Source organism: Nostoc sp. T09, assembly GCF_002154695.1.
GTDB lineage: Bacteria > Cyanobacteriota > Cyanobacteriia > Cyanobacteriales > Nostocaceae > Aulosira.
The window spans coordinates 22862-48812 of record NZ_MTAV01000059.1 but is presented as its reverse complement, the minus strand read 5'-3'; the positions used below and the strand labels follow the sequence as shown (position 1 = coordinate 48812).

Below are 25951 nucleotides of genomic sequence, written 5' to 3'. Positions count from 1 at the left end.
CACAGAAACTGTCTTCCAAGAATTCGCAACTTTAGACGAGTTAGTAGACAACACCGCAAATAGTAACTTCAACGAAGCTGCTATTGCAGAAAATGTAGACGAATTAGATTTATTAGATGAAATAAAGGATTTGTCTGCGCCTCTGTTGGACATAGCCCAGATAACTGAAGGAGACAATGCTGTTGTTGCTGATACTGCATTGGATGTGACACCAGCAGTTACATCGGAAGATGAATTTGCACACCTAGAAACATTATTAGAAGAGGAATTTCCAACCTCTTTCCCAGAGGAAGATTTTGCAGCACTGGAAGCATTGCTAGATGAAGACAACGATGAGGAGGCTGCTGTTACGCCTCCAACAGTCTACTCACAGCAATTGCAAGTATCGACAACTGATAATAATGCTAGCACCACTGTAATCTCACTAGAGATTGACGATGAATTTAGTGATTTAGAGAAATTGCTGGCGGAAGCAGATCAAACGATATCGCATTCACCATCAACCAAACCAAAGACAGGCAAAACACCACGCTCCTCAACTCGTCGTGCGGCAAGATTTGAAGAAACGATGAAAGTTCCAGTCAAGCAACTGGATGATATGAGCAATTTAGTTGGGGAGTTGGTGGTAAATCGCAACACCTTAGAGCAGGATCAAGAACGTCTGCGGCAGTCATTAGATAACTTGCTGATTCAGGTGCAACAGCTATCTGATGTAGGGGCAAGGATGCAGGAATTATATGAGCGATCGCTATTAGAAGCCTCTCTTTTAGCCAGCCGCAAAAACAAAGACTCTGATGTTCCCGCCCCAGATTCCAATTTTGATCGGGGTTTTAGTGAACTAGAAATGGATCGGTTTACGCCTTTCCATACATTGTCCCAGGAAATGATCGAAATGATCGTCAGGGTACGTGAGTCAGCGAGTGACATTGACTTTGTGACTGAAGAAACCGAGCGAGTAGCACGGCAGTTTCGGCAAGTAACCACCCAGCTACAAGAGGGATTGACACGAGCACGAATGGTGCCATTTTCTCAAACTATAGATCGCTTGCGGCGAGGAGTGCGGGATAATGCTATCAAATGCGGCAAACAAGTGGAATTAATCATTGAGGGTGGAGATACCTTGATTGACAAGATGATTCTCGATCACCTGACTGACCCGCTTACTCACATGCTCAATAATGCGATCGCTCATGGTGTTGAAACGCCAGAGGTGCGACAAGCCGCAGGTAAAAATCCGGTGGGAATGATTAAGATTCGTGCCTTCCATCAAGGTAACCAAACCGTAATATCTGTGGGTGATGATGGTGCAGGTATCGATACAGAACGAATCAAAGCCAAGGCGTTGAAACTTGGTATGCTCACAGCAGAAGAGGCAAAAAGCATAACGCGCCTAGAAATCTACGATTTGCTATTCCAGTCGGGTTTTAGTATTAAAGACCAGGCGGATGAAATTTCTGGTCGTGGTGTGGGTATGGATGTAGTTCGCTCTGAAATTAGCGAAATTCGCGGGACAGTTAACACTGATTCCGGCCTTGGTAAGGGAACGACATTTACAATTCGTCTGCCACTTACCCTCAGTATTTGTAAAGCTCTGTGCTGCGTTTCTGATAAAGCTCGCATCGCTTTCCCAATGGACGGTGTGGAAGATACCTTAGATATTCCTGTTAAACATATCCAGCAGAGTGCTGATGGGCAAACATTTATTCCTTGGCGAGATACAGTATTGCCATTCCGTCCCCTCAAGGAGCTTTTAGCCTTCAACCGACAGATCAGCCGTGGTAGTGTCTACGGTGGAACTCGCGATGATGACATGGTTTCTGTGGTTGTAGTGCGATCGGCAAATAACTTAATTGCCCTACAGATTGACTTGGTGCTGAGTGAGCAAGAAATTGTAATTAAGCAATTTGAAGGGCCAGCGCCAAAACCACTTGGTGTAGCTGGTGCTACAGTCTTGGGTGATGGTCGCATTATGCCGATTGCTGATGTCCTAGAAATCATGGACATCTTCCAAGGGCGGATATCTAAACAAAGTGGTGGTAGCCTTTGGCAGCAGAAAGGTTCTTCCACTACGCTGGAAATCCCTGCCGTTAAAATTGACCCAACTGTGCTGATTGTTGATGACTCGATTACAGTTAGAGAGTTACTCTCCCTCACCTTTAACAAGGCAGGTTATCGCGTAGAACAAGCGCGTGATGGACAAGAAGCTTGGGATAAACTCCGCTCTGGGTTGCCTTGTGATATCGTATTTTGCGACATTGAAATGCCCCGCTGTGATGGACTGGAGTTGCTCTCTCGGATTCAGAAAGATAACAACCTCAACCATCTGCCAATCGCTATGCTCACCTCGCGGGGTGCAGACAAGCACAGACAAATGGCAATCCAACTTGGTGCTAGCGGCTACTTTACCAAGCCTTACCTGGAAGAAGCTCTACTAGAAGCAGCAGTGCGAATGCTCAAAGGAGAGAAACTAATTCTTGGTCCTACTGCTTAAACAATTAAACATCCCCATTACACAATGGTAAAAGCCTCATGGACTCGGCTGTTAGCAACTTTCTTGCTAACAGTGATTATTTGCCGATGGTTGCTACCTGCTGGTGTCGCTAATGCTAGAATTTCCACTAAGTTCCCTTCACAAGTAGTAGTCGAGAAATTAACCGATGGAAAAAGTCTGAATAGAAATCCGTTCCTCCAACAGGTTTCTATCAACCCTGCTTCTGAAAATTACTCACGGCAACGAGTTCCATCAAAAACTATGCTGACTTATCCACCTAGCCACAAGAGCGATCAAGTCGATAACTACCACGGTACTTCAGTGGCAGATCCTTACCGTTGGTTAGAAAATCCTGACTCGGCAGAAACAAGAACTTGGATTGAAGCAGAAAATAAAGTTACTTTTGCCTACCTCAACGAAATTCCCGTCAAGGAAAAAATTAAACAGCGCCTTACCAAACTGTGGAATTACGAAAGATACAGTATTCCCTTTAAAGAAGGGGGATCTCTAGAGGATAGTTCCAGCGAACGCTACTTTTATTTCAAAAATGATGGGCTGCAAAATCAAAGCGTCCTCTACACTCTCAAAACTCTTGATGCCAAACCAAAAGTTTTACTCGACCCCAACAAACTCTCAGAAGATGGTACGGTTGCGCTTTCAGGATTATCCATCAGCAATAATGGTCAACTTTTAGCTTATGGTCTATCGACCTCCGGTTCTGATTGGCAAGAATGGAAAGTCCGCGATATCGAAACAGGCGAAGATCTAAAAGACCAACTACAGTGGATCAAATTCTCTGGCGTATCATGGACAAATGATAATCAAGGTTTTTTCTATAGCCGCTACGATGAACCGCAAGAAAAAACTAAATTAGAAGATGTTAACTATTATCAAAAACTTTATTATCACCGACTGGGTACTCCACAATCAGAAGATTTATTAATCTATCATCGACCCGATCAGAAAGAATGGGGTTTTAGTGGTGAAGTTACTGAAGATGGAAAATATTTAATAATTTCAGTTTGGTTGGGGACAGACTCGAAAAATTTAGTTTTTTATAAGGATTTGGCTAATCCTAATGCTGAAGTTGTAGAACTCATTAACAATTTTGAAGCAGATTATAGTTTTATTGAGCATGATAATACTGTCTTCTATTTTCGTACAGATTTAAAGGCACCTCGTGGCAGAGTTATTGCTATTGATACTAAAAAATCAGCACCAGAAAATTGGCAAGAAATCATCCCCCAGTCAGCAGAAACTTTAGAAGGCGTTAGTATACTTAATAATCAGTTTGTTGCTGATTATCTTAAAGATGCTCGCAGCCAATTCAAAATTTTTGACCTCAAGGGTGCATTGGTGCGCGAGGTAGAATTACCTGGGCTTGGTTCAGTAGGTGGCTTTGATGGCAAACGTTATGATACCGAAACTTTTTATAGTTTCACCAGCTTCACCACACCAGGTACTATCTATCGCTATGATATGGTAACTGGAAAAAGTGAAGTTTACCGTCAGCCAAAGGTAGATTTTAATCCAGCAGATTACGAGACAAAACAAGTTTTTTATGAGAGTAAAGATGGCGCAAGAGTGCCAATGTTTATTACTCACAAAAAAGGCATTAAGTTAGATGAAAATAACCCCACCTATTTATATGGTTATGGTGGTTTTAATGCCTCAATGACACCTAGTTTTTCTGTAAGTGTTTTGGTATGGATGGAGATGGGTGGCGTCTATGCCATGCCTAATATCCGCGGTGGTGGAGAGTATGGTGAGGAATGGCACCAGGCAGGAATGAAATCGAAAAAGCAAAATGTCTTTGATGACTTTATCGCTGCTGCTGAGTGGTTGATTGCTAATAAATATACCAAATCTGCAACACTGGCGATCGCAGGTGGTAGCAATGGTGGTTTATTGGTGGGTGCTTGTATGACTCAGCGTCCAGATTTGTTTGGTGCAGCTTTACCAGCAGTCGGCGTAATGGATATGTTGCGCTTCCATAAATTTACTATAGGCTGGGCTTGGACTTCGGAATATGGTTCACCAGATAACCCAGAGGAATTCAAAGCATTATATGCCTATTCGCCATTGCACAATCTTAAGCCAGGTACAGCTTACCCAGCAACGCTAATTACCACAGCCGATCATGATGATCGCGTTGTTCCTGCTCATAGTTTCAAGTTTGCTGCTGCTTTGCAAGCGGCTCAGGCAGGTAACGCACCAGTGCTAATTAGAATTGAGACTAAGGCGGGACATGGTGCTGGCAAACCTACAGCCAAAATTATTGAGGAAGTTGCAGATAAGTGGGCGTTTTTGGTGCGTACCTTGGATATGAAAGTTTAGTCTCACGCAGAGACACAGAGACGCAGAGACCTAGAGAAATGCCCACCTCATAAACTATCATCTTGTCAATTTATCTAAATTTAGAATAATTGAGGGTGAATTAACGCTGATTAAATTACCATTTTTGAATGACAATTTTTCGCCAATTACATCCTTTGTTAGCGGAGCATAAATTGTCCAAGGATCTTGTGCAACCCATAGTACTCTAACTTGGCGTGCCCACATTCTATCTTTAGAAATATTGCGATCGCACTGCCATCTCCATCAATCGCTATTATGTAAGTACATCGCGTATATACATAACAAGATGAGCAACTCATACAGCATTCGCAGTACCAAAATTGGTAACAGTGCCGGATTTCGGCTACCTGCTGAGTTTTACCGCGAGCATCCCCAGTTTGCTAATGCAGATGGTTGGATAGAGGTATTGTCGCCGGATACTGCAATTGTGCGGATTGTTCCTCAATCTAATAATGATGAAGATACAGAGGAATCGCTGATGATGCAGTTATTTCTCGATTTTGCGATCGCAGAAGCGTTGAAAAATAATACACTGCAACCTTATACAACCGAAATGTCTGAGGCCGCTCGTAATCTGATTGAGGGTGTGGAATTAGATAACGAGTCCCTAGAAGATGCCTAAGTTTGTCAGTAATGGCTGGGAGATTTATTTCCACCCGCGACTATTTGGTACTCAGTATCAAAAACTATTCAACCGTGTAGCTAATTTGCGTGAGAAATTAGCTACAGATGAGTTTAAAACCCATGCAACAGTGAAGTTATTTGCAGCAATTACTGTTGCAATTGAAACCAAAATTCCCTCTGACCCCTTGGCCAATCATTTTGCGTTAACAGGAGCGTTAAAACGGTACGGACGAGTCAAAAAGATGGGTTTACCTGAAAGGTATCGGCTGTTTTTTCGGGCATTTGATACCCCGCAATTGAAAGCTATTGTAATTTTGTGGTTGGGGTTTCCCCGCAGGGAGGGTGCGAAGGATGACTGTTATGAGGTTTTTACTAAAATGGTGGCACGAGGGACATTTCCAGATAGTTTGGAGCAATTGCTCGCAGATTGTGAAGTGACATTCGATGAACCGCAGTAGAAGTGTGTTGTTATACGATTTATTGTAACTAGTTGAGTACTAACGTTGGAACGGAGAGCGTTCGGGTATGTATTGATCGCGAGGGCAATTGAAAGTATGGAAAAGTACATTTCCTGTCTGTGCATCTATTACCCTCGTCCATTTGGCATTCTTTTTGCAAAATGCTCTTTCACCCATACTTTTACCTTCAAACTCAATGGTTCTGATCTCCCAAATCATGCGATCAGGTGAAATATCATCAGCTTTATTGCTTGTAGTGTATTCCAAGTAAGGCTTTAGTTCTGTATAAATTAGTCTCGATTTAGAACTGAGTTGGAGTTTACTTAGCAATTGCTCTAGTGAAACAAACTTGGATACAGGTAAATCTCTATTACTTGCCATTAGATAAGCAGGAAATCTGTATCCAGCTTGTGCTGGCATGTTTATTAGAAGTTGTAATATCGCGATCGCAATAGAGACTAGAGCGCTATATTGCCAAATTCTCATAATTATTAATAGTTAATGCCTATGTATGTTACTTACGTATACAGGCCAAGACAAAACCCTCAGGAAGAAGACCAAAAAGGCGATCGCTCATTAAACTCAGAAGATGTAAAGCCTGTTTTGTGGTGCGTCACTCGTAGTTTCAGGATGATTGTTACCATTGATTTTTAATCTCAGTTAAATTGAGAATTTGCATTCCGAATTGTTTATGAAGCTACGCTCATACATGCTTATAGGGTTATTACTCAGTCTGCTCCTAAGTACTGTGCCCTTTTCTGGCAATCTTTCTCATGCTGCAACACCAACAGCAGTAGCACCTGTATCTGGGCTTTCGCTCACCCAAGGGGTGCAAAAAACGGTGTTGGACAATGGCTTAACGGTACTTACTAAAGAAATACATACTGCTCCTGTAGTCAGTGTACAGGTATGGTACAAAGTAGGCTCTCGCAATGAAGGTAAAGGAGAGAGTGGCATCTCCCACCAATTAGAGCATTTGATGTTTAAAGGAACTAAAGATCGGCCGGTGCAGTTTGGGCGGCTATTTAGTGCTTTAGGCAGTCAGTTCAATGCGTTTACTAGCTACGATGAGACAGTCTACTTTGGCACAGTGCGCCGAGACAAACTCGAAGCACTGCTGACTTTGGAAGCCGATCGCATGGTAAATTCGTTAGTTGGACCTGAGCAACTAACAAGTGAAAAACGGGTGGTGATATCCGAGTTGCAAGGGTATGAAAATTCACCTAGCTATCGTCTGAGTAAGGCAGTTATGCAAGCTGCTTTCCCTAACCGAGCATACGGTTTATCTGTGGGAGGTACAAAGGCAGATGTCGAAAAATTTACGGTTGAACAGGTACGTAATTATTACCAAAGATACTACAGTCCAGAAAATGCCACTTTGGTAATCACAGGGGATTTTGCGACAGAACCGACGCTCAAGGCTGTCAGAGAAACTTTTGGTAAGGTGGCGCAACGAGCAAAAAAAGACGCGGGGACGCAAGGACGTAAGGATGCGGTGAATTCCGTTGCTGCTCAAAAAGCGCCCATTGTTTTGAAACAACCAGGAAGCGCAGCGCTGCTGCAAACAGTGTATCCTCTACCAGACATTAACCATCCTGATGTCCCGGCAATTGATGTGACGGATATGATCCTGACGGGTGGACGTAGTTCTAGGCTTTACCAAGCTTTGGTAGAATCTGGACTGGCTAGCTCAGTGAGTGGTAGTGCCGCAGAGCTTCTGGAACCGGGTTGGTATGAAATTAACGCCACGGCTGCTCCTGCTCAAGAGTTAGCCAAGATTGCCCAGGTACTCCAACAATCTTTGGCCAAACTGCAACAGCAGCCAGTTACTAAGGAAGAATTAGATCGCGCCAAGACGCAACTCCAAGCTAATTTTATCTTGGGTAACCAGGACATCACCAGTCAGGCGCAACAACTGGGATATAACCAAACTATTACTGGAGATTATCGTTTTGTAGAGAAGTATTTAGCTGCGATCGCCAAAGTTACGCCAGCAGATGTGCAACGAATAGCGAAAACTTACCTGACTTCAGCTAAACAAACTATTGGTTTCTTTGAACCAACCCAACCAGATGGTCAACAAGCATCTGCTAGCGGTGGTTCCGGTCGTACTGTTGAGAATTTTAGCCCCGGTAAACCTGTAGATCCAGCAGAACTTGCTAAATACTTACCTCCTGCTACCTCTGCCACTAGTTCAAGTCAACAAGCCCTACCACAGCAGTTTACTTTAGCAAATGGGTTGCGGGTGCTACTGTTGCCTGACCACAGTGTTCCTACTATAAATCTCAGTGGACAAATTGACGCTGGGACTGTGTTTGATGGCAATCAAAAAGCTGGGCTAGCGAATTTAACTGCTAGCAACTTAATGAATGGAACGCAAACTCAAAACGCCCTGACTCTGGCGAAAACCTTAGAAGACAGGGGAGCTAGTCTCGACTTTGGTGCTGGTCGTGAAGGAGTCAGCATTAGCGGTCAAGGACTATCAGCAGATCTGCCAATATTAATTCAAACTCTGGCGGATGTCGCCCAACATGCGACATTCCCCGCCGATCAATTAGAACTGACTCGTCAACGGGCATTGACCAGTCTAAAAGTGCAACTTGATGACCCCCAAGGGCTGGGAAGAAGGGCATTCCAGCAGGCAATTTACCCAGAAAATCATCCCTTCCACAGCTTTCCCACCGCCGAAAGCTTAAAGAGCATTACTCGTGATGATGTGTTGCGCTTTTACCAAGAACATTATCGACCGGATACGACAACGATCGCTTTAGTCGGTGATTTTGAGCCAGCTAAAGTCAAAGCTTTGTTGAATCAGACTTTTAGTAAATGGCAAGCCAAGGATAAGCCGCCGATTCTCAATTTGCCCAGCGTACCTTTACCCCAAACTCTGAAACGCCTAAGTAAGGTAATTCCAGGCAAGGCCGAGGCTGTTACTTACATTGGTTACAATAGCATCTCGCGCAAAGACCCACGTTTCTATGCAGCTATGGTGTTGAATCAGATTTTAGGTGGTGATACCTTGTCTAGTCGCTTAGGTACAGAAGTGCGCGATCGCCAGGGTTTAACCTACGGGATTTATAGCGCCTTTGCTGCGGGAATCAATCCCGGGCCTTTCTTGATTCAGATGCAGACAGATCCTCAAGATGCTGATAAAGCGATCGCCAGCACCCTCGCTTTACTGAAACAGATTCGCGAGCAAGGAGTGACTGAAGCAGAATTGAACACCGCAAAACGCTCAATTTCCAACAGTTACCCCGTGGATTTAGCGAATCCTAGCGATGTAGCAAACATTATTTTGGGTAATGCTGTCTACGGGCTTTCACCAAGGGAAATCCGAGACTTTCCACGACAAATTGAATCTGTAAATATGACCCAAGTGCAACAGGTAATCCAGGAGCTAATTAAACCAGAGAATGTAGTAATTGTGACCGCTGGCTCTGAAGTCACTGCACAGAAGGGCAGCTAATTGTTTTGTAAGTAGAGTGGGCAATGCTCACTCTACTGCACAACCTGAAAAAAGAGCGATCGCCAAGTCTTAAGATTATTTGTATTTTGATTCACTTGTTTTTTGCAACATAATACTAAAAAGTAGAAATAGTAAATCTAAATTTGACTAAACATTAGGTGAGACAAGTATTTAATCAGGTTTTGCTGGGAGTAATAGCTGCTATTATTACTTTTCCCACAATCAATATTCCAGTTTTAGCTGCCAAGGATGACACTAAATGCATCAGTCAAATCACTGGTAAACCAGGTAATCTATTTTCAGGAGATTGCATTCCCAATGGGCTGTGGATCAACCCCAAATATGGTTTGGAGTATGCCCGACTGATGCGTATAGCAATTAAGGCTGCTGCAAATAAAGATGATTACAATACGGCCATTATTAATTTTTCTAGGGCACAAGCGATATCAGGTGTGACAGATTCTGAAGTACGTCGTGGGCTATTGGGAGCAATCTTAGCGAAATCACTGCAAAAAAATCCTGTACAGGGCTATTTTCCTTCAAGAATTTGGCTACTAGTTAGTGGGGAATTTAGTCAAGGCGAGTAATCCTCAATCCAAAATTACAACGTAATAGTTCACTAGATTAACTTTGCCAGGTGTATATATTTACTGGATTTCCGCTCGATTATCTGTAGCAAATTTATACCAAATTTGTATGGTAACTCAGCAAAAACTATCACTCTCTATGACAAATTTAGATATTAAAGTCTAGAAGCTGCCAATCAATCTCTGGCTTACCAAAGGAACGCAACGCTAAATTAATAGACGAGAAAGGTTTGCTATCAAAAAAGCCATTGCGTGCAGAAAGTGGTGAAGGGTGAGCCGATTGAATCACTGTATGAAATGTCGTATCGATTAATTTCACCTTTTTCTGTGCGTACCCACCCCACAATACAAAAACAACTGGATCTGGCTTTTGGTTAACTTTGCTAATTACTGCATCTGTGAAAGTTTCCCAACCTTGATTTTTGTGAGAATTAGGTGTGTGTGCCCTCACGGTTAGTACTGCATTTAACATCAGAATGCCTTGTTTAGCCCATGATACTAAATATCCATGATTGGGGATATTAAACCCAACATCATCTTTAAGTTCTTTAAAAATATTGTTCAGTGATGGAGGTGGCTTGATACCCGGTTTTACAGAAAAGCATAATCCATGCGCCTGGTTGCGATCGTGGTAAGGATCTTGACCAAGTAAGAGGACATTTACTTTTTCGTAGGGTGTCAATTCAAAAGCAGAAAAAACATCTTCTTCAGGCGGATAAATAGTGTGTGATTGACGTTCTTCTACTAAGAAACTTTGAAGTTTAGTGAAGTAGGATTTACCAAACTCTTCAAACAGTACTGCTTGCCAAGAAGGCGAAATTTTATTAAATGTCAAATTTTTTGCCTTTACTTAAGTATGTCAGCGCTAATTATATAGCAATCCGATTTGATTCCTGAACTTACTTGTAGAGGTAGGAAACTTTGAGCCAAGTGAGACTGTTTTTGCTCGGACTTTTGGAGGAACACAAGAATATAGCTCTGCTATTATTAGAGGCAGATATTCTAGAACTTTTTCTGAAGATTCTGTGTAAGAATACATCCGTCAGAATTCAGGAGCCAGAAGGGTTAAAGAATGAGGAGAAATATTTGATGAATCAATTTACTAATCTACTAGATTACCTCTAAATTCTGACTTCTGACTCTTGTGTGCTGAATTCTGACGATTCTGTTTTAATTATTAGAGAATCCAAATTCAATAAAATTAGTGTTCAAGTTCCTGAACCCATCTCCTCTAGGGGTATGGTGCGTGCCTGTCTGATGGGATTGTAGATGAAACGCAAGCAGAAGCTAGAGCACGATTAATTTAACTAGCGTTAGCAATTACTATTATCGATGCATCCACTATGATTTTTAGCTGCTACTAGATTCTGCAAGCGCAATTTACAAGTAAGAACATCTGCATCTATAAAACTTGAGTAATAGTAAATTCAATTTGCGTAAATCCATACAGCGATCGCATGATTTTCATACTAATTTTATGTAATTGCCACATCTACTTGTTACACTGATAGGAAGCAAACATTGAGTTTGCTCCTCACACCATACTATTACCCTCTTGTTTGTCAATGGCAAGAGGTTTTTTTTATTGCAGCCTATCAGTTTATAATCCAGGTTATGGCTTGTCAGGGATTGCAGTACATACATTGCCCTGGATCGGCAAACTCTCTGCCATTAGGGAATAATTTTTCTTGGCTGTAACCACATTTTTGACACTGATAAATTACAGAATGTACCAAGGTGGTGGGAATAGCACAAATTGCACAAGGTAATCCTTGAATTCTTTTAGTAATGTCAAACCCAGGTAAATCACATTGAGGGCAGTGGCTTTTAATCTTGCTTAACAAGTCATAGGTAGCTTTTTCGATATTTTTCATCCGTGTGGGGTTATAAAGTGCTCGCATATCGGTTTCAAGATACACTTTGCCGTCCGGTGAATTATTCAATGCCCAATTCCAAGCTTCTAAGAATTGTTCTTCGGTAGTAATACCTTTAATTATGTCACTGCTATCTTTGGCTATTTGCTGACAACTAACAACCAGCCCATGTTCTGGAAAACCAACTTTTCTAGCAAAATCATAGGCTTGTTGAATATTATCCACTACCTGATAGTGAAAATTAGTTTCAAGGGACAATTCTTCGCCAATAATTTCTAGGCCGTTTTCTCGATCTAATAAAATAACAATTTCTCGATTCGAGTAAATATAAGGTAGCAATGGATGGGGTGCAAAGCTACCTTCGCTGGCGATCACTAAACTTGCGCCTGTTAAATCTATCACTTTTGTAGCTTTCAATCTAGCTGCTGCAATCTGAGTGCCAGGTCGTTCTATTTCTCTAGTGAATGTACCAAAAACATCAGTATTAAAATTCGGTGGTACTCTAACTTCAATACCTAACTCCTGCTCCAAGATGGGGGCAATAACTCTCTGCTTTTGGTGCATTGTCGCCAGTATTGCTACACGATTACTAAATAATTGCTGATTTTTCATCGTGGGTTTACCTCCTGTTAGTATTTCGGCAAAATTAGTTTGTCATAAAGCTTAATTCAAATCACCTATTATTTACGAGCAATTAACTCTAAAACCTTCTTAAATTGCCGAAATTGAAAATTATTAACGGCTGCATCTTAGTTTTTATAAAAGCCCACAGGCTTCTAGCCTGGGGCTTTTAAAAACTCATAATCTGCTGCGCAGGCTATGAGTTTTAGAAGCCTATACAGTTAGGCTTTGTTCGTCTAGCAATACCCTAGAAGGGTATTGATTAAAAAAGTAAGATGCTCCCATTACTAACCTTGTTCCTGTGCAACCTGTCCTATCTGTGCCGTCAGCTTTTCTTGATCGCGCTTGCGCTTTTTAGCATAAAGCTGAATCGTAACTGCCATTAAAATAATTGCCGCAAAAACGACCCAGACGGTGATATCTGTAGGGAGATTGTTCTTAAACACAGCTAGCAGTACAATCACCAACAACATAACTGTAGGTGCTTCATTTAAAGCTCTTAACTGCTGACTATTCCATCGACATTCATCTACTGCTAACTTCTTCATAAGTCGGGAACAGTAATGATGATAGCCAATTAATAAGGCTACAAAAAATAGTTTGATATGCAGCCAACCCTCTTTCAAGACATCCGGTTCAGTAGTTAGTAGTCCGATTGCCATTGCTACAGTTACCAACATTCCTGGAGTAGTGATGATACTGTAGAGGCGTTTTTCCATAATTTGATACTGATTCTTCAGTATCGTGCGTGCTGGTTCCGGTTCTTGGTTGGCTTCAACGTGATAGATAAAAAGACGTACTAGGTAGAACAAACCAGCAAACCAGACTACGAAGCCAATAATGTGAAACGCTTTAAACCAGGAATAAGCCATGAATTGTAACCTGCCTGTCTCAACTTGTTGTAGAGTAGCTATTGCCTAAATGAGCGCTAGTACTCTCTTTATCAGGTTACGGTAAAACCTTATGCGGCAACCGATCGCTAGTCAGCAGATAGATTAAGAACTGTGAACTCTCATGACAAGATTAACAGCTAGCGATCGCCATTTGCGGCAGCTTTTCTAGTATCGCCAAGCTTTTGGTAAACTCAAACGCTGATATTGAAGTTTTATTTTCCCAATATGCTGATTGACGACTACATTCGGGACATAATGACTAAAAACCAGATTCCGGGACTCTCTGTTGCAGTCGTACAGGAGGGTGAAGAGATTTTGGTTAAGGGTTATGGCTTGGCGAATGTAGAACACTGCGTTCCAGCAACTGAAAAGACAGTTTATGAAATTGCTTCTGTCGGGAAAACGTTCACCGCTACAGGGACAATGATGCTAGTGGAAGAAGGCGTAATTTCGCTGGATGAAGCGATCGCAGACTACCTCGATTATTTACCTCTAGCTTGGCAGAGTGTGACAATTAAGCAGATTCTGTCTCATCAGTCGGGAATTCCTAACTATACCCATGCACCAAACTACTGGGAAATTACCCGGCTTGATTTATCAAAATCGGAAATATTGGCTTTAGTTACCGATTTACCCCTCAAGTTCCCACCAGGGGAGTTTAGCGCTTACGACAACACAGGCTACTATCTGCTGGGGTTGATGCTGGAAAAACTCACCAAACAATCCTATGGAGATTTACTGCGCAAGCAGATTTTTGAGCCTTTGGGAATGAATGCAACCGTGATGAATCATCCCAGAGATATTGTGTTGCACCGAGCAGCTGGCTATCGTTTTTTAGAAGGCAAGCTCGTTAATAAACCATACTACAGTCCCTCAGTTACATATTCAGCTGGAGGTCAACTCTCCAGTGTCGAAGATATGGTGAAGTGGGAACAGGCACTTTATCGTGCAACTTTGCTCAAGCAAGCAACCCTTGATTTGATGTGGACTCCCCATCCTCCAAATAGTGGCGATGATTGGGAGAAGCTGAGATATGTAGCTGGTTTAGGTTGGTGGATATCAAATTATAGCGATCGCCGCGTAGTTGGTCATAATGGCTCGATTTTAGGATTTGCAAGTAATATTACTCGCTTTATTGATGACAAGATTACCGTAATTGTGTTGTGTAATTTAGATCGAGTTTCCCGACCAGATGCGATCGCTAAAGAAATTGCTGGATATTACTGCCCAGAACTAACTAAAATTTCGCTTCAGCCACCACTGTCTTGAAAATAAGGCAGAAGGCAGAGGGCAGAAGGATAAAGATTTTCATGCCTTGGTTGTGGGATGTTCCCGTGATTGACTGTCTTGAAAATAGATAGGAGGACACGGGGATGAGAGAAATAACTGACAAATGACAAATGACAAATGACCAATGACGACTACTTAGATTCAGCACGACGCACAAAGGGTAAAAGGTCTTCTAAAATTGTTTCGTGGTAGTGTTCTTGGGGGTAATGACCAACGTTATTCAGCTTTACTAATTCAGCGTTCGATACAGAATTGGTAAAATTTTCTGCTATTTCTACAGGTAACCAAGGATCAATCATTCCCCATTGAACCAAAATTGGTTGTTGCCATTGTTGAAAACTAGATGCAATTTCTGTCATGGCTGAGTCGAGTTGCAAATTGCGAATAGTTGCTAGGAGACTGCGTCCAGGAGCCGAACTTTTCAAATATGGTCGACGATAAACATCTAAATCTTTATCTTCTATACGGTAACGGCTACCGCCTTCTAAAGTACGGTCAACTAAAAGGGGGTCTTGGGTCATCATTTCACCTGCTAAAGGTAAACCCATTTGTTTAATTTTCCAAGGTAATTTAGCAGTAGTTGAAATGGGTGTATTTAAAATAGCTAAATTGGCAATTTTTTCGGGGTTGCGCAAGGCATATTGAAGCCCTACCGAACCTAAAAAACCTTGCACAACTAAAGAAAATCGTTCCAGTTCTAGTGCTTTAATAAATCCTTCTAAAGCTGTAATAAATGCCTCAGGAGTGTAAGCAAAATCTCTTTTTTCTGGAGTTGCCGAAAAGCCATAACCAATCCAATCAGGCGCGATCGCCCTTGTCCCCTGGTTCGCTAAAGCAGGCAGAATGTGACGCCAACTATAACTTTGTGAGACTATGCCGTGCAGCAATACTACAGGTAGTAAGTCAGTTCTACCAATTGGTGAAGCTTCACGATAGAACCACTCTAATGAATTTACGGTTATTTTATGTTCTGTTAATGACACGTTAAGTTCCTATCAACTAGAAGGCAGAAGGCAGGGGGCAGAGGGCAGAAGGATGTATAAAGTTTTTTAAGGCGAGTTGCTACATTAGAGACTATTTGGGTTAAACTCTCACTTCAAATCCAAGATTTGAAATGTTTCAATCCAGCAGGAATGATTCAGATGTCACTAATTACTTCTGAATCATTCCTGCTTCCTGCCTTGCTTTAAAAAGTTATGTTTTTATTAAGAATCGATAGGAATAATCATCTCACGAATTGCATAAGCTGTTGCGGGTGCTAGTAAAACGCCGTTGCGATAGTGCCCAGTGGCTAACAGAACATTACTCAACCCAGGTAACTTACCAATCACTGGTGCTGGGCGTCCTTCAGGGCGGGGACGTAAACCCGACCAAGTACGGATAATATTTGCATGTGCTAACTCTGGGCAGAAGGCGATCGCTTGTTGTCTAATAGATTCAAGTAGTTCTTGATTGGGAGATATTTCATCTCCATTACTCGGAAATTCTACCGTTGCACCTATCCAGTAGTCGCCACCTCCTATAGGGACGATGTGAACATCATTACCAGTAATCGCTGGTTGGAAGTCAAGATATCCTAATGGATGCCCTAGGTGTAGTTGTAATGCTTGCCCCAGTACAGGGCGAATATCAACCATGTGATGTAATTGTGCTGTCAATGGAGTTGAACCTAACCCAGCAGCGACTACAAACCAGTCAGCAGAAATTTTTCCGGCGGTTGTTTCTAGTTGATGGCACAATTGCGGTGAAGTTTCGGCATCTGTCACAGTCACGCCAAATTGGAAGGTAACACCGTTGTGTTGGGCAGCCTCAACTAAAGCTAATGTTAGGGCTGTGGGGTCAATTTGGCGGTCTTGAGGAGAGTAGACAGCGCTTGTAATTCTTTCGTTATCTACCTGAGGACAGAGATTTTGTAGTTTAGTCTGATCCCAGATTTCTAATTGCCAGCCTTGAGAGTGGCGAATTGCTAACAGCTTTTCCCATTCTGCTAAATTTTCCTCTTCCAAGCAAAGACTAAGGATTCCTTGACGGTTGAAGGGGATTTTACGACCTGTGATGGCTTCTAATTCGGGAATCAAGGTTTCATAGCGTTGGATGCTAGTTTGGCGCATCTGCCAAGCCTTACCCTTGATTTTGTGGCTAATTACGCCCATCAACACACCGAGTGCAGCGCCTGTGGAAGCTTGTGCGGGTGGTTGGCGATCGCAAACGGTAATCTTTAGACCTTTAACTTGACTTAGTTCATAGGCGATCGCTGCCCCAACTACGCCACAACCGATAATTACTACATGACTCATGACTTTATCTTGAAGTTAGGAGTTAGAAATTTGTAATTCCTAACTCCTAACTCATAACTCAAGACTTATGACTCAGTTTGACTGCTTCTCTCAGGAAGCAGATCGAGGAATTTATCAATGTCTGCAAAAACTTCTGGGTAGTTACTAAAGGCAAGTTGGGTATTGCCATTGGTAGCGGCTCGATCGATTTTCACCAGATGGTTAAACAAATCTCGCGTGATTTGACGCGCTGTGGGTTGGTCTTTGGGTAGGAGGTTAGGAGTCACATAAGTCATATTCAACCTAGCTTCTGCTAACGGGCCATGTATAAAATTACCCACATCAATCCAATCTTTTCGTTGAATGAGCTTTTTAAGTTCTTCTGAGCGATCGCGCACAGCTTGAATCTCTGGCACGTATGTCTGGATTTTCGTCAGTTGAGCTGTTGTATAAGTAGGTGGTGCTTTGGCAACAGTAGGGCTGCCACAACTGATCAGAAATGTTGCCAATAATACTAAAATCAATGACAAAAGCGAGCGTTGACGCGACATATATTGAACTAATTTGCTGTTTGTTTGCCGACTAACAGTGTAATTTTATATCGCTAAGGTAATATATACTTCTTACCAGCAAAGGATTTTCGGCAAGATTTTTGATACTAGCTTCCTATTTTCTAAAAATAGACTAGCGCCTGCTTAACTTTTGAGAAATTTAAGTATAATTACTCAAGATGACTTGTGTTATCCATAAACTTCAACCAGCAGTTTTTGGCAGTTTTTGTTAACAATGATTGTTAGGAAAGCATAATTTAGAGTTGCGAAACAGGAAAGACCTTGATAAGCTGAAACACCAATACCATAAACCTTCTGGCGGTTTTCTGTCTTCACATTTCCCATAGGCCGATGCAATATAGGAGTGTTTTTTCGTGAACGCATCTGAACAAGCAACTAACCTTGAACTCGCCAGCAAGATTGCTACAGTAGTTAATTTGTTTAAATTTGAGTTTCCTGATGCCAAATCGGATCTTAAACCTTGGAAGAACGATCCGGAAACGAGAGAGTTAGTCGATCCCGATTCAATAGATATTGGCTTTCACTTTCCTGGTATTAGTAAATCCTGGCGCAGTCGTAGCGTTTTAATTCAAATCCGAATATATCAAGACCCCGTAAGCAATTCACGTCGTGCGATCGGCGTAGAAGTCGCTGCATTTGATCATCGCGGTGAAGCTTGGCGACTTTCTACTATAGATAACTGGAGTATTGTCGGTGCTTCTATCCCTTCGCCGCAAGTCGCAGACAAGTTAAAACTAATTTGCCGACAAATTTTAGAAGTATTTAATAAATCTAGTGAGTAAAATTACTTGATAAAAAGCTGTTAATACTTCTAGATAATTTGTTATTTGTGATAACTCACAGATAATTTAGCCATGCTATAAGATATTCATCACAACCATAATTCACATCAAATATAAACTCTAAAATTTTCGGAGATATTTATACTTATTCTCCAGAAAAATTATTTTATGGTGTAGATAATTACCAGGCTTATACAGCTTGTTAAATCAATAATTTAATTAATAGGAGTTAGCTTGGAATGGGATTGAGCCGCAGATTAGCTGACTTGGAAGAAATTCTGGATTCTCTATATGAAACTCTTGGTGAGGCACAAAAGCATTATGTTCGTGCTAGCGACATCTTTATAAAAAACTCGATAAAGCAGAGAATTCGGAAAGAATTATTGCCAGAAATTCATGAGTATGAAGCTGAATATTGGAAACTTTTAGCACAAGTGGGTCTTGCTTGCGAGGTGAATGAAGTCAAGGCGCAGAGTGTGATTATTCAAGTTGAGCCAGAAGTAGTTCAATTAATTGAAAGTAGGCCCAATGGCGACTATTCTAATGAATTGATGCAGAAGTTACAGGAAATACTCAACAAGCTGAACGAACCAGGAAATCCTGCGGCTGCAAAGGCAAAGTTAGCCCTAAATTTAATACCGGGAATTTTATCCTATGAAGTAGAAGTAGATACAGAACAAGCCCTGAGAAACGCTTTTCAACCAATTAGAAATTTATTTAGAGAAGCGTTAGAAAATAGAAAAGCGCACCCAAATTAGATAGCCTCGATATGTCTTTGTCTTGCCCATATCGGGGCTTGTTAGCATTTCAAGAGCAAGATCGGGAATACTTTTTTGGTCGAGAGAAATATGTTGAAGGTTTATTGACAGTCGTTCACCAACAACCCTTAGTAACTTTGATTGGTGCTTCTGGAAGTGGTAAATCTTCAGTAGTGTTTGCGGGACTAATTCCCAAATTACGAGAAACAGGGAATTGGTTGATTGAATCTTTTCGTCCCGAAAATAAGCCTTTTTACAATCTTGCTTCTGCTCTAGTAAGTCAGCTAGAACCTAAACTTGGTAAAACCGATCGCTTTATTAAAGCAAAAGCACTCATAAACTCTATTCAGCAAGATGGATTTACAGAGGTTGTATTAGAAATTCTCAAGGACAAAGCTGAAAAGCATTTGCTGATATTCATCGATCAATTTGAAGAACTTTACACCCTTTGCCAGGATACTCATGAGCAACAGCAGTTTGTGGATGCTTTGCTTACAGCAGTTAAATCAGCCCCAAACAGCTTGACGGTGGTGTTGACATTGCGGGCAGACTTTTTTAGTTATGTGTTGAATTATGCTCCCTTTGGGGAAGCATTACAACAGCACAAGCCACAGTTACTCAGCGCGATGAACCGGGAGGAAATGAAAACTGCAATTGAGCAGCCAGCTCAGAAAATGAGGGTGAAACTGGAGGAGGGATTAACCAAACTTATTCTTGATGATGTGAAGCAGGAACCGGGAAACTTGCCTTTGCTAGAGTTTGCTTTGACTCAACTGTGGGCAAAGCAAAATCGGGGACAATTGACGCATCAAGCCTATGAGGAAATTGGGGGAGTTGCCAAGGCGCTGGCAAATCATGCGGAAGCGGTTTATGAACAATTAAATGAGGCTGATAAAAAACGAGCAGAACGGGTATTCATTCAGTTAGTGCGTCCGGGAGAAGGGACGGAAGATACCCGTTGCATTGCTAATCGTGAGGCAATTAGCGCTAATAATTGGGATTTAGTGACGCGCCTTGCTTCTAACCGTTTGGTAGTGACGGGACGCAATGAAGACAGACCAGCAGAAACAGTTGAGGTGGTGCATGAAGCCCTAATTCGGGAGTGGATGAACGATCACCGTGAGTTTCGCACTTGGCAAGAACGCTTAAAAGGGCGGATGCGGGAATGGGAAGCAACGGGTAAGGATGAAGGAGCGTTGTTGCGAGGTTTGCCTTTAGACGAAGCGGAAAATTGGCTGAGTAAGCGTAAAGAAGAACTTGGTAATACAGAAACAAATTTTATTCAGGAGAGTATAGCATTACGAGAAAGGGAGAAGGAACAAGAAAAACGCAGACGTGAAGAAAAGATACGCCAACAACGTCGCATTAATATTGTGCTTACTAGCTTCTCTGTAGCAGCCATGACTTTAGCAGGGTTAGCTGGTATTGGCTGGAGGAGCGCTGCCATCAATGAAATAAATTCTAATGCAAAGAATTCATCTGCACTTTTAAGTTTAGATGGGCAAAAAGCCTTAAAAACAAGTTTAAAAGCTGTGGTGCAAATGCAACATACACCTTGGGTAGACGTAAATACCCGTACCCAAGTGGAACTGGCATTAATGCATATAGTTCACAACGTTGTAGCGCCCAACACCTTAAAAGGACACGCAAACTCGGTTTATGGCGTCAGCTTCAGTCCAGATGGCAAGATACTGGCAACAGCCAGTGCTGACAACACATTGAAATTGTGGGATACCAGCACTGGTAAAGAAATTAAAACTCTCATTGGGCATACAAACTCGGTTAATGACATCAGCTTCAGTCCAAATGGCAAGATGCTGGCAAGCGCAAGTGATGACAACACGTTGAAATTATGGGATACCAGCACTGGTAAAGAAATTAAAACTCTCATCGGGCATACAAACTCAGTTAAAGGTGTCAGCTTCAGCCCAGATGGCAAAATGCTAGCAACTGCAAGTAGTGATAACATGGTGAAATTGTGGAATACCAGCACTGGTAAAGAAATTAAAACCCTCAATGGCCATACAAATAGGGTTAATGGCGTCAGCTTTAGCCCAGATGGCAAAATGCTGGCAAGCGCAAGTGTCGATCGCACAGTGAAATTGTGGAATACCAGCACTGGTAAAGAAATTAAAACCCTCAGTGGTCATACAGACTGGGTTTATGGCGTCAGCTTTAGCCCAGATGGCAAAATGCTGGCAAGCGCAAGTGTCGATCGCACAGTGAAATTGTGGAATACCAGCACCTATAAAGAAATTAAAACCCTTATCGGGCTAACAGACTTAGTTTTGAGCGTCAGCTTCAGCCCGGATGGCAAGATGCTAGCAACTGCAAGTGGCGATAAGACGGTGAAATTATGGGATACCAGCAGTTATAAAGAAATTAAAACCCTAATTGGGCATACAAACTGGGTTTATCGCGTCAGTTTCAGCCGGGATGGCAAGATGCTGGCAACTGCAAGTGGTGATAACACGGTGAAATTATGGGATACCAGCAGCTATAAAGAAATTAAAATCCTCAGTGGTCATACAAACTGGGTTTATGGCGTCAGCTTCAGCCCAAATGGCAAGATGCTGGCAACCGCAAGTGGAGATAACACAGTGAAATTGTGGAATACCAGCACTGGTAAAGAAATTAAAACCTTCATCGGCCATAAAAACTCGGTTAAAAGCCTCAGCTTCAGCCCGGATGGCAAGATGCTGGCAACCGCAAGTGATGATAACACAGTGAAATTGTGGGATACCAGCACCTATAAAGAGATTAAAACCCTAACTGGTCATACAAACTCGGTTAATAGCGTCAGTTTTAGCCCGGATGGTAAGATGCTAGCAACTGCAAGTGTTGACAAGATGGTGAAATTGTGGAACATCAGCACTGGTAAAGAAATTAAAATCCTCAGTGGTCATACAAACTCAGTTAATAGCGTCAGTTTTAGCCCAGATGGCAAGATGTTGGCAACTGCAAGTGTTGACAAGATGGTGAAATTGTGGAACATCAGCACTTATAAAGAGATTAAAACCTTAACTGGTCATACAAACTCAGTTAATAGTCTTAGCTTCAGCCCGGATGGCAAGATGCTGGCAACCGCAGGCGATGATAACACAGTAAAATTATGGGATATCAGTACTGGTAAAGAGATTAAAAGCCTCATCGGGCATACAAACTCGGTTAATGGCGTCAGTTTCAGCCCAGATGGCAAGATGCTGGCAACCGCAAGTGTTGACAAGATGGTGAAATTATGGGATGTCAGCAACTATAAAGAAATTAAAACTCTCAGTGGACATGCATACTGGGTTTATGGCGTCAGCTTCAGTCCGGATGGCAAGATGCTGGCAACCGCAAGTGCTGACAAGACGGTGAGATTATGGAAGCGAGATTTTGATTATTTATTAAAGCAAGGCTGCAATTTTATAGGACAGTATCTCAAGCCTAATCCTAAAGATGAGGAGGCGCGTGAGATTGACAAGAATTTGTGTAAGGGTAAGCATTAGTTTCTGGGAGATGGGAGACAAGGGAGAGTTATTTAGTTTTTGGTGATTGATTGGCGATCGCGTTCCAAGAAGCAGCTACGCGTCTATGCACTTACACAATCGCCTTCAGCACAAAAATCATTCCATCCATAGAGAACATTCAAACATTCATAAAGAACGTTTGAACTTTCTTTATGTAAGTGAGGACTTTCTTTAACTAAGTGAACGCATTCATAAAGAAGGTTTGGACTTTCTTTAACTAAGTGAGGACTTTCTTTAACTAAGTGAACGCATTCATAAAGAAGGTTTGGACTTTCTTTAAGTAAGTGAGGACATACATAAAGAAGGTTTGGACTTTCTTTATGTAAGTGAAGGCATTCATCACCAACGTGAAAGCGATGCACATCTACATTGTTAAATGCTGAAGAATCAAAGAACAGACATCTGTTGCAGCAATTAAATCTTGATTAACTAAATCAGTCTGATGGCTAATCAACATCGGCCCTTCCTCTGGAGAACTAGCGATACAACCATGAGAACCACGCACTAAGGAAGCATCCAGAGGAATCACATCCATAAGGTAGCGAAAACCTAGTTGTTTCTGCAACAGCTTGGTAGCAATTTTGAGTTTAGGAAATTTCAGTTGTGGATCGAGAAAAAGTTCTACAGGATCGTAACCGGGTTTGCGGTGAATATCCACAGTTCTCGCGAAATCAGGCGCTTTAGCCTCATCGAGCCAGTAGTAATAGGTAAACCAAGCATCAGATTGAGCGATCGCCACTAACTCCCCAGATCGAGGATGATTGAGATGGTAGGCTTGTTTCCCTTCTTCATCTAATACCTGCGCTACACCTTCAGTTGTTTCTAGCAAATCGCGCACTTTCGGAATATACGCCGGATCGTTCACATAGACATGAGCAACCTGATGATCGGCTACAGCAAAAGCAATACTAGCACCAGGATCGAGTAGTTCTCGTCCTAGCTCTTCTCTCACAGTAATTAAACCATTTGTTCTTAGTACACGATTTAAATCCACTGCTTTAGAAACTGGAGTAATGCCATACTCTGAGAGGATAATTACTTGAGTATTACGTGCTTGATAATAATTAATAAGTTCACCACATACAGCATCAATTTCTTTTAAATCTTTTTGTATTTGCTTTTCATCTTGACCAAATTTTTGTAAACAGTAATCTAAATGAGGTAAATAAATTAATGTGAGTGTAGGGCTGTAGCGTTCCTCAATCCACTTGGCAGAATTAGCAATCCATTGGCTAGAAACAATAGAGGTATTTGGTCCCCAAAAATTGAATAGTGGGAACTGACCTAAATCTGATTGAATTTCCTCACGAATATCGGCAGGATAAGTATAAATATCAGGTAGTTTTCTACCATCCGCGGGGTACATCGGGCGCGGTGTAATCGCATAGTCTGCTGAAGAGTACATGTTGTACCACCAAAAAAGGTTGGCACAAGTAAAGTTGGGGTCAATTGATTTAGCAATTTCCCAAATTTTGGGAGCTTGCACTAATTTATTAGACTGTCGCCAGAACTTCACTTCACAATCATCACGGAAGTACCAACCGTTAGCAACAATGCCATGCTCATCAGACAATTTTCCTGTTAAATAAGTAGCCTGAACTGAACAAGTCACAGCAGGTAATACTGATTTAATTGGAACTACTCGCCCTTTTGCTGCCCATTCAGATAAAAACGGCGTGTTTTCTCCTAGTAAACTGGGTGTTAAGCCGACGACATTTAGAACAACCGTTTTCTGCATCTACTTCATCTCCTTTTAATTACCAGCAAAATTTTTTAATACCCACTCATATTCGCGCTGAATAGAAGTTAGCAAATCTATCTTCATTTCTGATGGCAAAACATCCCAGGTGTAAGTTTCGATTTCTAAATGATGACAAGCATTGTTGCTTTGGAGTAAATGCAAAATAGTTACAATATCATCTTGTGTAGACTGCAAAATTTGATAATCGCGAATAAAAATTGGCACATGAAAGTGAGTACGCCATTCTTCAGCTAGCGATTTTTCTAAGTATGGTAATGCACTGATTAAATCAGGATAGTGATATAGCGTGCCGTCACTACGACGTTCTATAACTTGATGAAGATAAGTAGATTCAGCAAAGGGTTGTAAGCGCTCGGCTATTAAACTACGCTGCTCAACCTCAGTTGGAATTTTTACTTGAATTGCTGCACTAATTTGGATTTTGCCAATCTTAATACCTGCTGATTGCAAACGTTCAAATACAGAATGTGGCTGCTCATATTCAACTGAGAAATGGCAGGTGTCATAGCAAAGCCGGACATGGTTAAGCAATTTACTCTCTGCTAAATTCTGTTCTATATTTAATTTCTGGGCTAAATAATTACCACCAATTGGCAATAACCAATTTTGGTAAAAATCAATTACTTCTGAGGTATTCTCAATTAAACCATCAGGTTCAGGTTCCAAATCAATATGCAACAACTTACCTGTATAGTTCTGGATACGAACCATTTCTGCTACAACTGATGCAATGTGGAAACAGCTATTCTTTAGAACTATGTCCCAAGTTTGTTGGTCGTCTCCCCACCAAGGTTTATAGGATAAAGGTAATGTTGAAATGCCGCCATCAAGTCCTTCTGGTAACAGAGTAGCTAAAATTTTTGTCAAGTTTAATGTATACTTCAGGCGTTCCTGAGTTGACCAATCTGGTACATAAACTTGGTCTTTGACAATTTGGTGATGAAATCCCCCATAAGGAAATCCATTTAAGGTGAAAACATATAAATCTTCTTGTGTTAGCCAAGCTTGGAATTGAGCCAAGTTATCTTTTTCTAAAAGTTGCTTTGCGGCTGTATCTGCTAATCGCAAACCAATTCCGAAAGGTGCTTGAGGTGATAAACGTGATTTGAGGTTAGGAAGATACTTTTCTAAATTGGCAAAAACCTCTACCCAACTTTCACCAGGATGAATATTGGTGCAGTAAGTCAGGTGAAATTTGCTGTCTATGGCAATCTTCATCTTGGATCTACATACCTTATTTGTGATTTGCAACTAATTTTAGTGCAATCAGCAGGCTGTCTCAATGAAAAAATTTTCGCTCTAATATATGAAAAACATATAGCCATCCTATTTGATTCCTGAACTTAGTCGTAGAGATAGGGAATAGAGAAACAAGGGACTAAAATAAGGAGGTCGTTTTTTCAAAAATCAAATAGGATTTCTATAATTTCTCTTCTGCCTTCTGCCTTGAATGAGTGCTGAGTACAGAGTTAAGAGTTAAGAGTAATTAATTATCCTCCCTTCGGGTACTCTTTGAGAACCCCTACCCTACCCTTCTCCTGCGGAGACGCTACGCAAACGGGAACGCTTACCCTTCGGGAACGGCTCCGCCGAACAGCGAACGGGAACGACTTCGTCGAACGGGGAA

Annotated in this window: 18 protein-coding genes and 1 pseudogene; 10 read left to right on the top strand and 9 right to left on the bottom strand. The window is 41.7% G+C overall.

Features of this window, described 5'->3' with window-relative positions:
* The 4 genes from BV372_RS14225 to BV372_RS14210 all read left to right on the top strand — a co-directional run.
* A partial coding sequence (locus tag BV372_RS14225) for a response regulator (RefSeq protein ID WP_179198086.1) occupies positions 1-2491 on the top strand: 2491 nt, incomplete at its 5' end.
* Between the two features lie 261 nt (positions 2492-2752).
* Positions 2753-4828, top strand: coding sequence for a prolyl oligopeptidase family protein (locus BV372_RS14220; protein WP_086687157.1), 2076 nt, complete (start codon positions 2753-2755; stop codon positions 4826-4828).
* A gap of 307 nt (positions 4829-5135) precedes the next feature.
* Positions 5136-5471, top strand: coding sequence for a hypothetical protein (locus tag BV372_RS14215; RefSeq protein WP_086687154.1), 336 nt, complete (start codon positions 5136-5138; stop codon positions 5469-5471).
* Entirely contained in the window at positions 5464-5931 is a 468-nt protein-coding gene (locus BV372_RS14210; RefSeq protein WP_086687153.1) for a type II toxin-antitoxin system YhaV family toxin, read from the top strand. Before BV372_RS14215 ends, BV372_RS14210 begins: the two co-directional genes overlap by 8 nt.
* A gap of 39 nt (positions 5932-5970) precedes the next feature.
* Here the strand turns inward: BV372_RS14210 and BV372_RS14205 are convergent, their stop codons facing one another.
* Positions 5971-6417, bottom strand: a complete 447-nt coding sequence (locus BV372_RS14205; protein WP_086687152.1) for a hypothetical protein — start codon at positions 6415-6417, stop codon at positions 5971-5973.
* Between the two features lie 223 nt (positions 6418-6640).
* Between BV372_RS14205 and BV372_RS14200 the strand changes: the two genes are divergently transcribed.
* Positions 6641-9397 (top strand): M16 family metallopeptidase, encoded by a 2757-nt coding sequence (locus BV372_RS14200; RefSeq protein ID WP_373270768.1) that lies wholly within the window; start codon positions 6641-6643, stop codon positions 9395-9397.
* 158 nt (positions 9398-9555) lie between these two features.
* Complete coding sequence (locus BV372_RS14195; protein WP_086687150.1) at positions 9556-9984, top strand: hypothetical protein; 429 nt, start codon at positions 9556-9558, stop codon at positions 9982-9984.
* Between the two features lie 148 nt (positions 9985-10132).
* On the opposite strand, the gene BV372_RS14190 is transcribed toward BV372_RS14195, so the two are convergent.
* The 3 genes from BV372_RS14190 to hemJ form a co-directional block, all read right to left on the bottom strand.
* Entirely contained in the window at positions 10133-10819 is a 687-nt protein-coding gene (locus BV372_RS14190) for a uracil-DNA glycosylase (protein ID WP_086687149.1), read from the bottom strand.
* Between the two features lie 787 nt (positions 10820-11606).
* Positions 11607-12470, bottom strand: a complete 864-nt coding sequence (locus BV372_RS14180; protein WP_086687147.1) for a DUF6671 family protein — start codon at positions 12468-12470, stop codon at positions 11607-11609.
* Between the two features lie 296 nt (positions 12471-12766).
* Positions 12767-13351, bottom strand: a complete 585-nt coding sequence (gene hemJ / locus BV372_RS14175; RefSeq protein ID WP_086687146.1) for a protoporphyrinogen oxidase HemJ — start codon at positions 13349-13351, stop codon at positions 12767-12769.
* Positions 13352-13597: 246 nt separating this feature from the next.
* Between hemJ and BV372_RS14170 the strand changes: the two genes are divergently transcribed.
* Positions 13598-14641 carry a serine hydrolase gene (locus tag BV372_RS14170; protein ID WP_256973215.1) on the top strand — a complete coding sequence of 348 codons (1044 nt, stop codon included), beginning with the start codon at positions 13598-13600 and terminating at the stop codon, positions 14639-14641.
* A gap of 152 nt (positions 14642-14793) precedes the next feature.
* Here the strand turns inward: BV372_RS14170 and BV372_RS14165 are convergent, their stop codons facing one another.
* The 3 genes and pseudogenes from BV372_RS14165 to psbQ all read right to left on the bottom strand — a co-directional run.
* Positions 14794-15645 carry an alpha/beta fold hydrolase gene (locus BV372_RS14165; protein ID WP_086687145.1) on the bottom strand — a complete coding sequence of 284 codons (852 nt, stop codon included), beginning with the start codon at positions 15643-15645 and terminating at the stop codon, positions 14794-14796.
* A gap of 222 nt (positions 15646-15867) precedes the next feature.
* Complete coding sequence (locus tag BV372_RS14160; RefSeq protein WP_086687144.1) at positions 15868-16959, bottom strand: FAD-binding oxidoreductase; 1092 nt, start codon at positions 16957-16959, stop codon at positions 15868-15870.
* A 65-nt stretch (positions 16960-17024) separates the two neighbouring features.
* Positions 17025-17510, bottom strand: a pseudogene (gene psbQ / locus BV372_RS14155) (photosystem II protein PsbQ); the annotation flags it as partial.
* A gap of 353 nt (positions 17511-17863) precedes the next feature.
* On the opposite strand from psbQ, the gene BV372_RS14150 reads away from it, so the two are divergent.
* The 3 genes from BV372_RS14150 to BV372_RS14140 all read left to right on the top strand — a co-directional run bounded on the left by BV372_RS14150 (position 17864) and on the right by BV372_RS14140 (position 22541).
* The gene (locus BV372_RS14150; RefSeq protein WP_086687142.1) at positions 17864-18292 is read left to right on the top strand and encodes a hypothetical protein; all 429 of its coding nucleotides are present in this window, start codon (positions 17864-17866) and stop codon (positions 18290-18292) included.
* A 239-nt stretch (positions 18293-18531) separates the two neighbouring features.
* A complete protein-coding gene (locus BV372_RS14145; protein WP_086687141.1) occupies positions 18532-19050 on the top strand; it encodes a hypothetical protein in 519 nt (172 codons plus the stop codon).
* Between the two features lie 11 nt (positions 19051-19061).
* Positions 19062-22541 (top strand): AAA family ATPase, encoded by a 3480-nt coding sequence (locus BV372_RS14140; RefSeq protein ID WP_086687140.1) that lies wholly within the window; start codon positions 19062-19064, stop codon positions 22539-22541.
* Positions 22542-22926: 385 nt separating this feature from the next.
* Here BV372_RS14140 and BV372_RS14135 read toward each other — a convergent pair whose 3' ends face one another.
* Together BV372_RS14135 and eboE are read right to left on the bottom strand one after the other, a co-directional pair.
* On the bottom strand, positions 22927-24300 hold the full coding sequence (locus tag BV372_RS14135; protein WP_086687139.1) for an alkaline phosphatase family protein: 1374 nt from the start codon (positions 24298-24300) through the stop codon (positions 22927-22929).
* 15 nt (positions 24301-24315) lie between these two features.
* Positions 24316-25542: a metabolite traffic protein EboE gene (gene eboE, locus BV372_RS14130; RefSeq protein ID WP_086687138.1), complete on the bottom strand. Its 1227-nt coding sequence runs from the start codon at positions 25540-25542 to the stop codon at positions 24316-24318.
* Positions 25543-25951: the final 409 nt, after the last annotated feature.

Excerpts from the sequence above, each read along its gene's own strand:
- BV372_RS14135 (WP_086687139.1), bottom strand. The coding sequence starts at position 24,300 with ATGCAGAAAACGGTTGTTCTAAATGTCGTCGGCTTAACACCCAGTTTA.
- BV372_RS14180 (WP_086687147.1), bottom strand. The coding sequence starts at position 12,470 with ATGAAAAATCAGCAATTATTTAGTAATCGTGTAGCAATACTGGCGACA.
- BV372_RS14145 (WP_086687141.1), top strand. The coding sequence starts at position 18,532 with ATGGGATTGAGCCGCAGATTAGCTGACTTGGAAGAAATTCTGGATTCT.
- BV372_RS14205 (WP_086687152.1), bottom strand. The coding sequence starts at position 6,417 with ATGAGAATTTGGCAATATAGCGCTCTAGTCTCTATTGCGATCGCGATA.
- BV372_RS14215 (WP_086687154.1), top strand. The coding sequence starts at position 5,136 with ATGAGCAACTCATACAGCATTCGCAGTACCAAAATTGGTAACAGTGCC.
- BV372_RS14210 (WP_086687153.1), top strand. The coding sequence starts at position 5,464 with ATGCCTAAGTTTGTCAGTAATGGCTGGGAGATTTATTTCCACCCGCGA.
- eboE (WP_086687138.1), bottom strand. The coding sequence starts at position 25,542 with ATGAAGATTGCCATAGACAGCAAATTTCACCTGACTTACTGCACCAAT.
- BV372_RS14140 (WP_086687140.1), top strand. The coding sequence starts at position 19,062 with ATGTCTTTGTCTTGCCCATATCGGGGCTTGTTAGCATTTCAAGAGCAA.
- BV372_RS14220 (WP_086687157.1), top strand. The coding sequence starts at position 2,753 with ATGCTGACTTATCCACCTAGCCACAAGAGCGATCAAGTCGATAACTAC.
- BV372_RS14200 (WP_373270768.1), top strand. The coding sequence starts at position 6,641 with ATGCTTATAGGGTTATTACTCAGTCTGCTCCTAAGTACTGTGCCCTTT.
- BV372_RS14170 (WP_256973215.1), top strand. The coding sequence starts at position 13,598 with ATGCTGATTGACGACTACATTCGGGACATAATGACTAAAAACCAGATT.
- BV372_RS14160 (WP_086687144.1), bottom strand. The coding sequence starts at position 16,959 with ATGAGTCATGTAGTAATTATCGGTTGTGGCGTAGTTGGGGCAGCGATC.
- hemJ (WP_086687146.1), bottom strand. The coding sequence starts at position 13,351 with ATGGCTTATTCCTGGTTTAAAGCGTTTCACATTATTGGCTTCGTAGTC.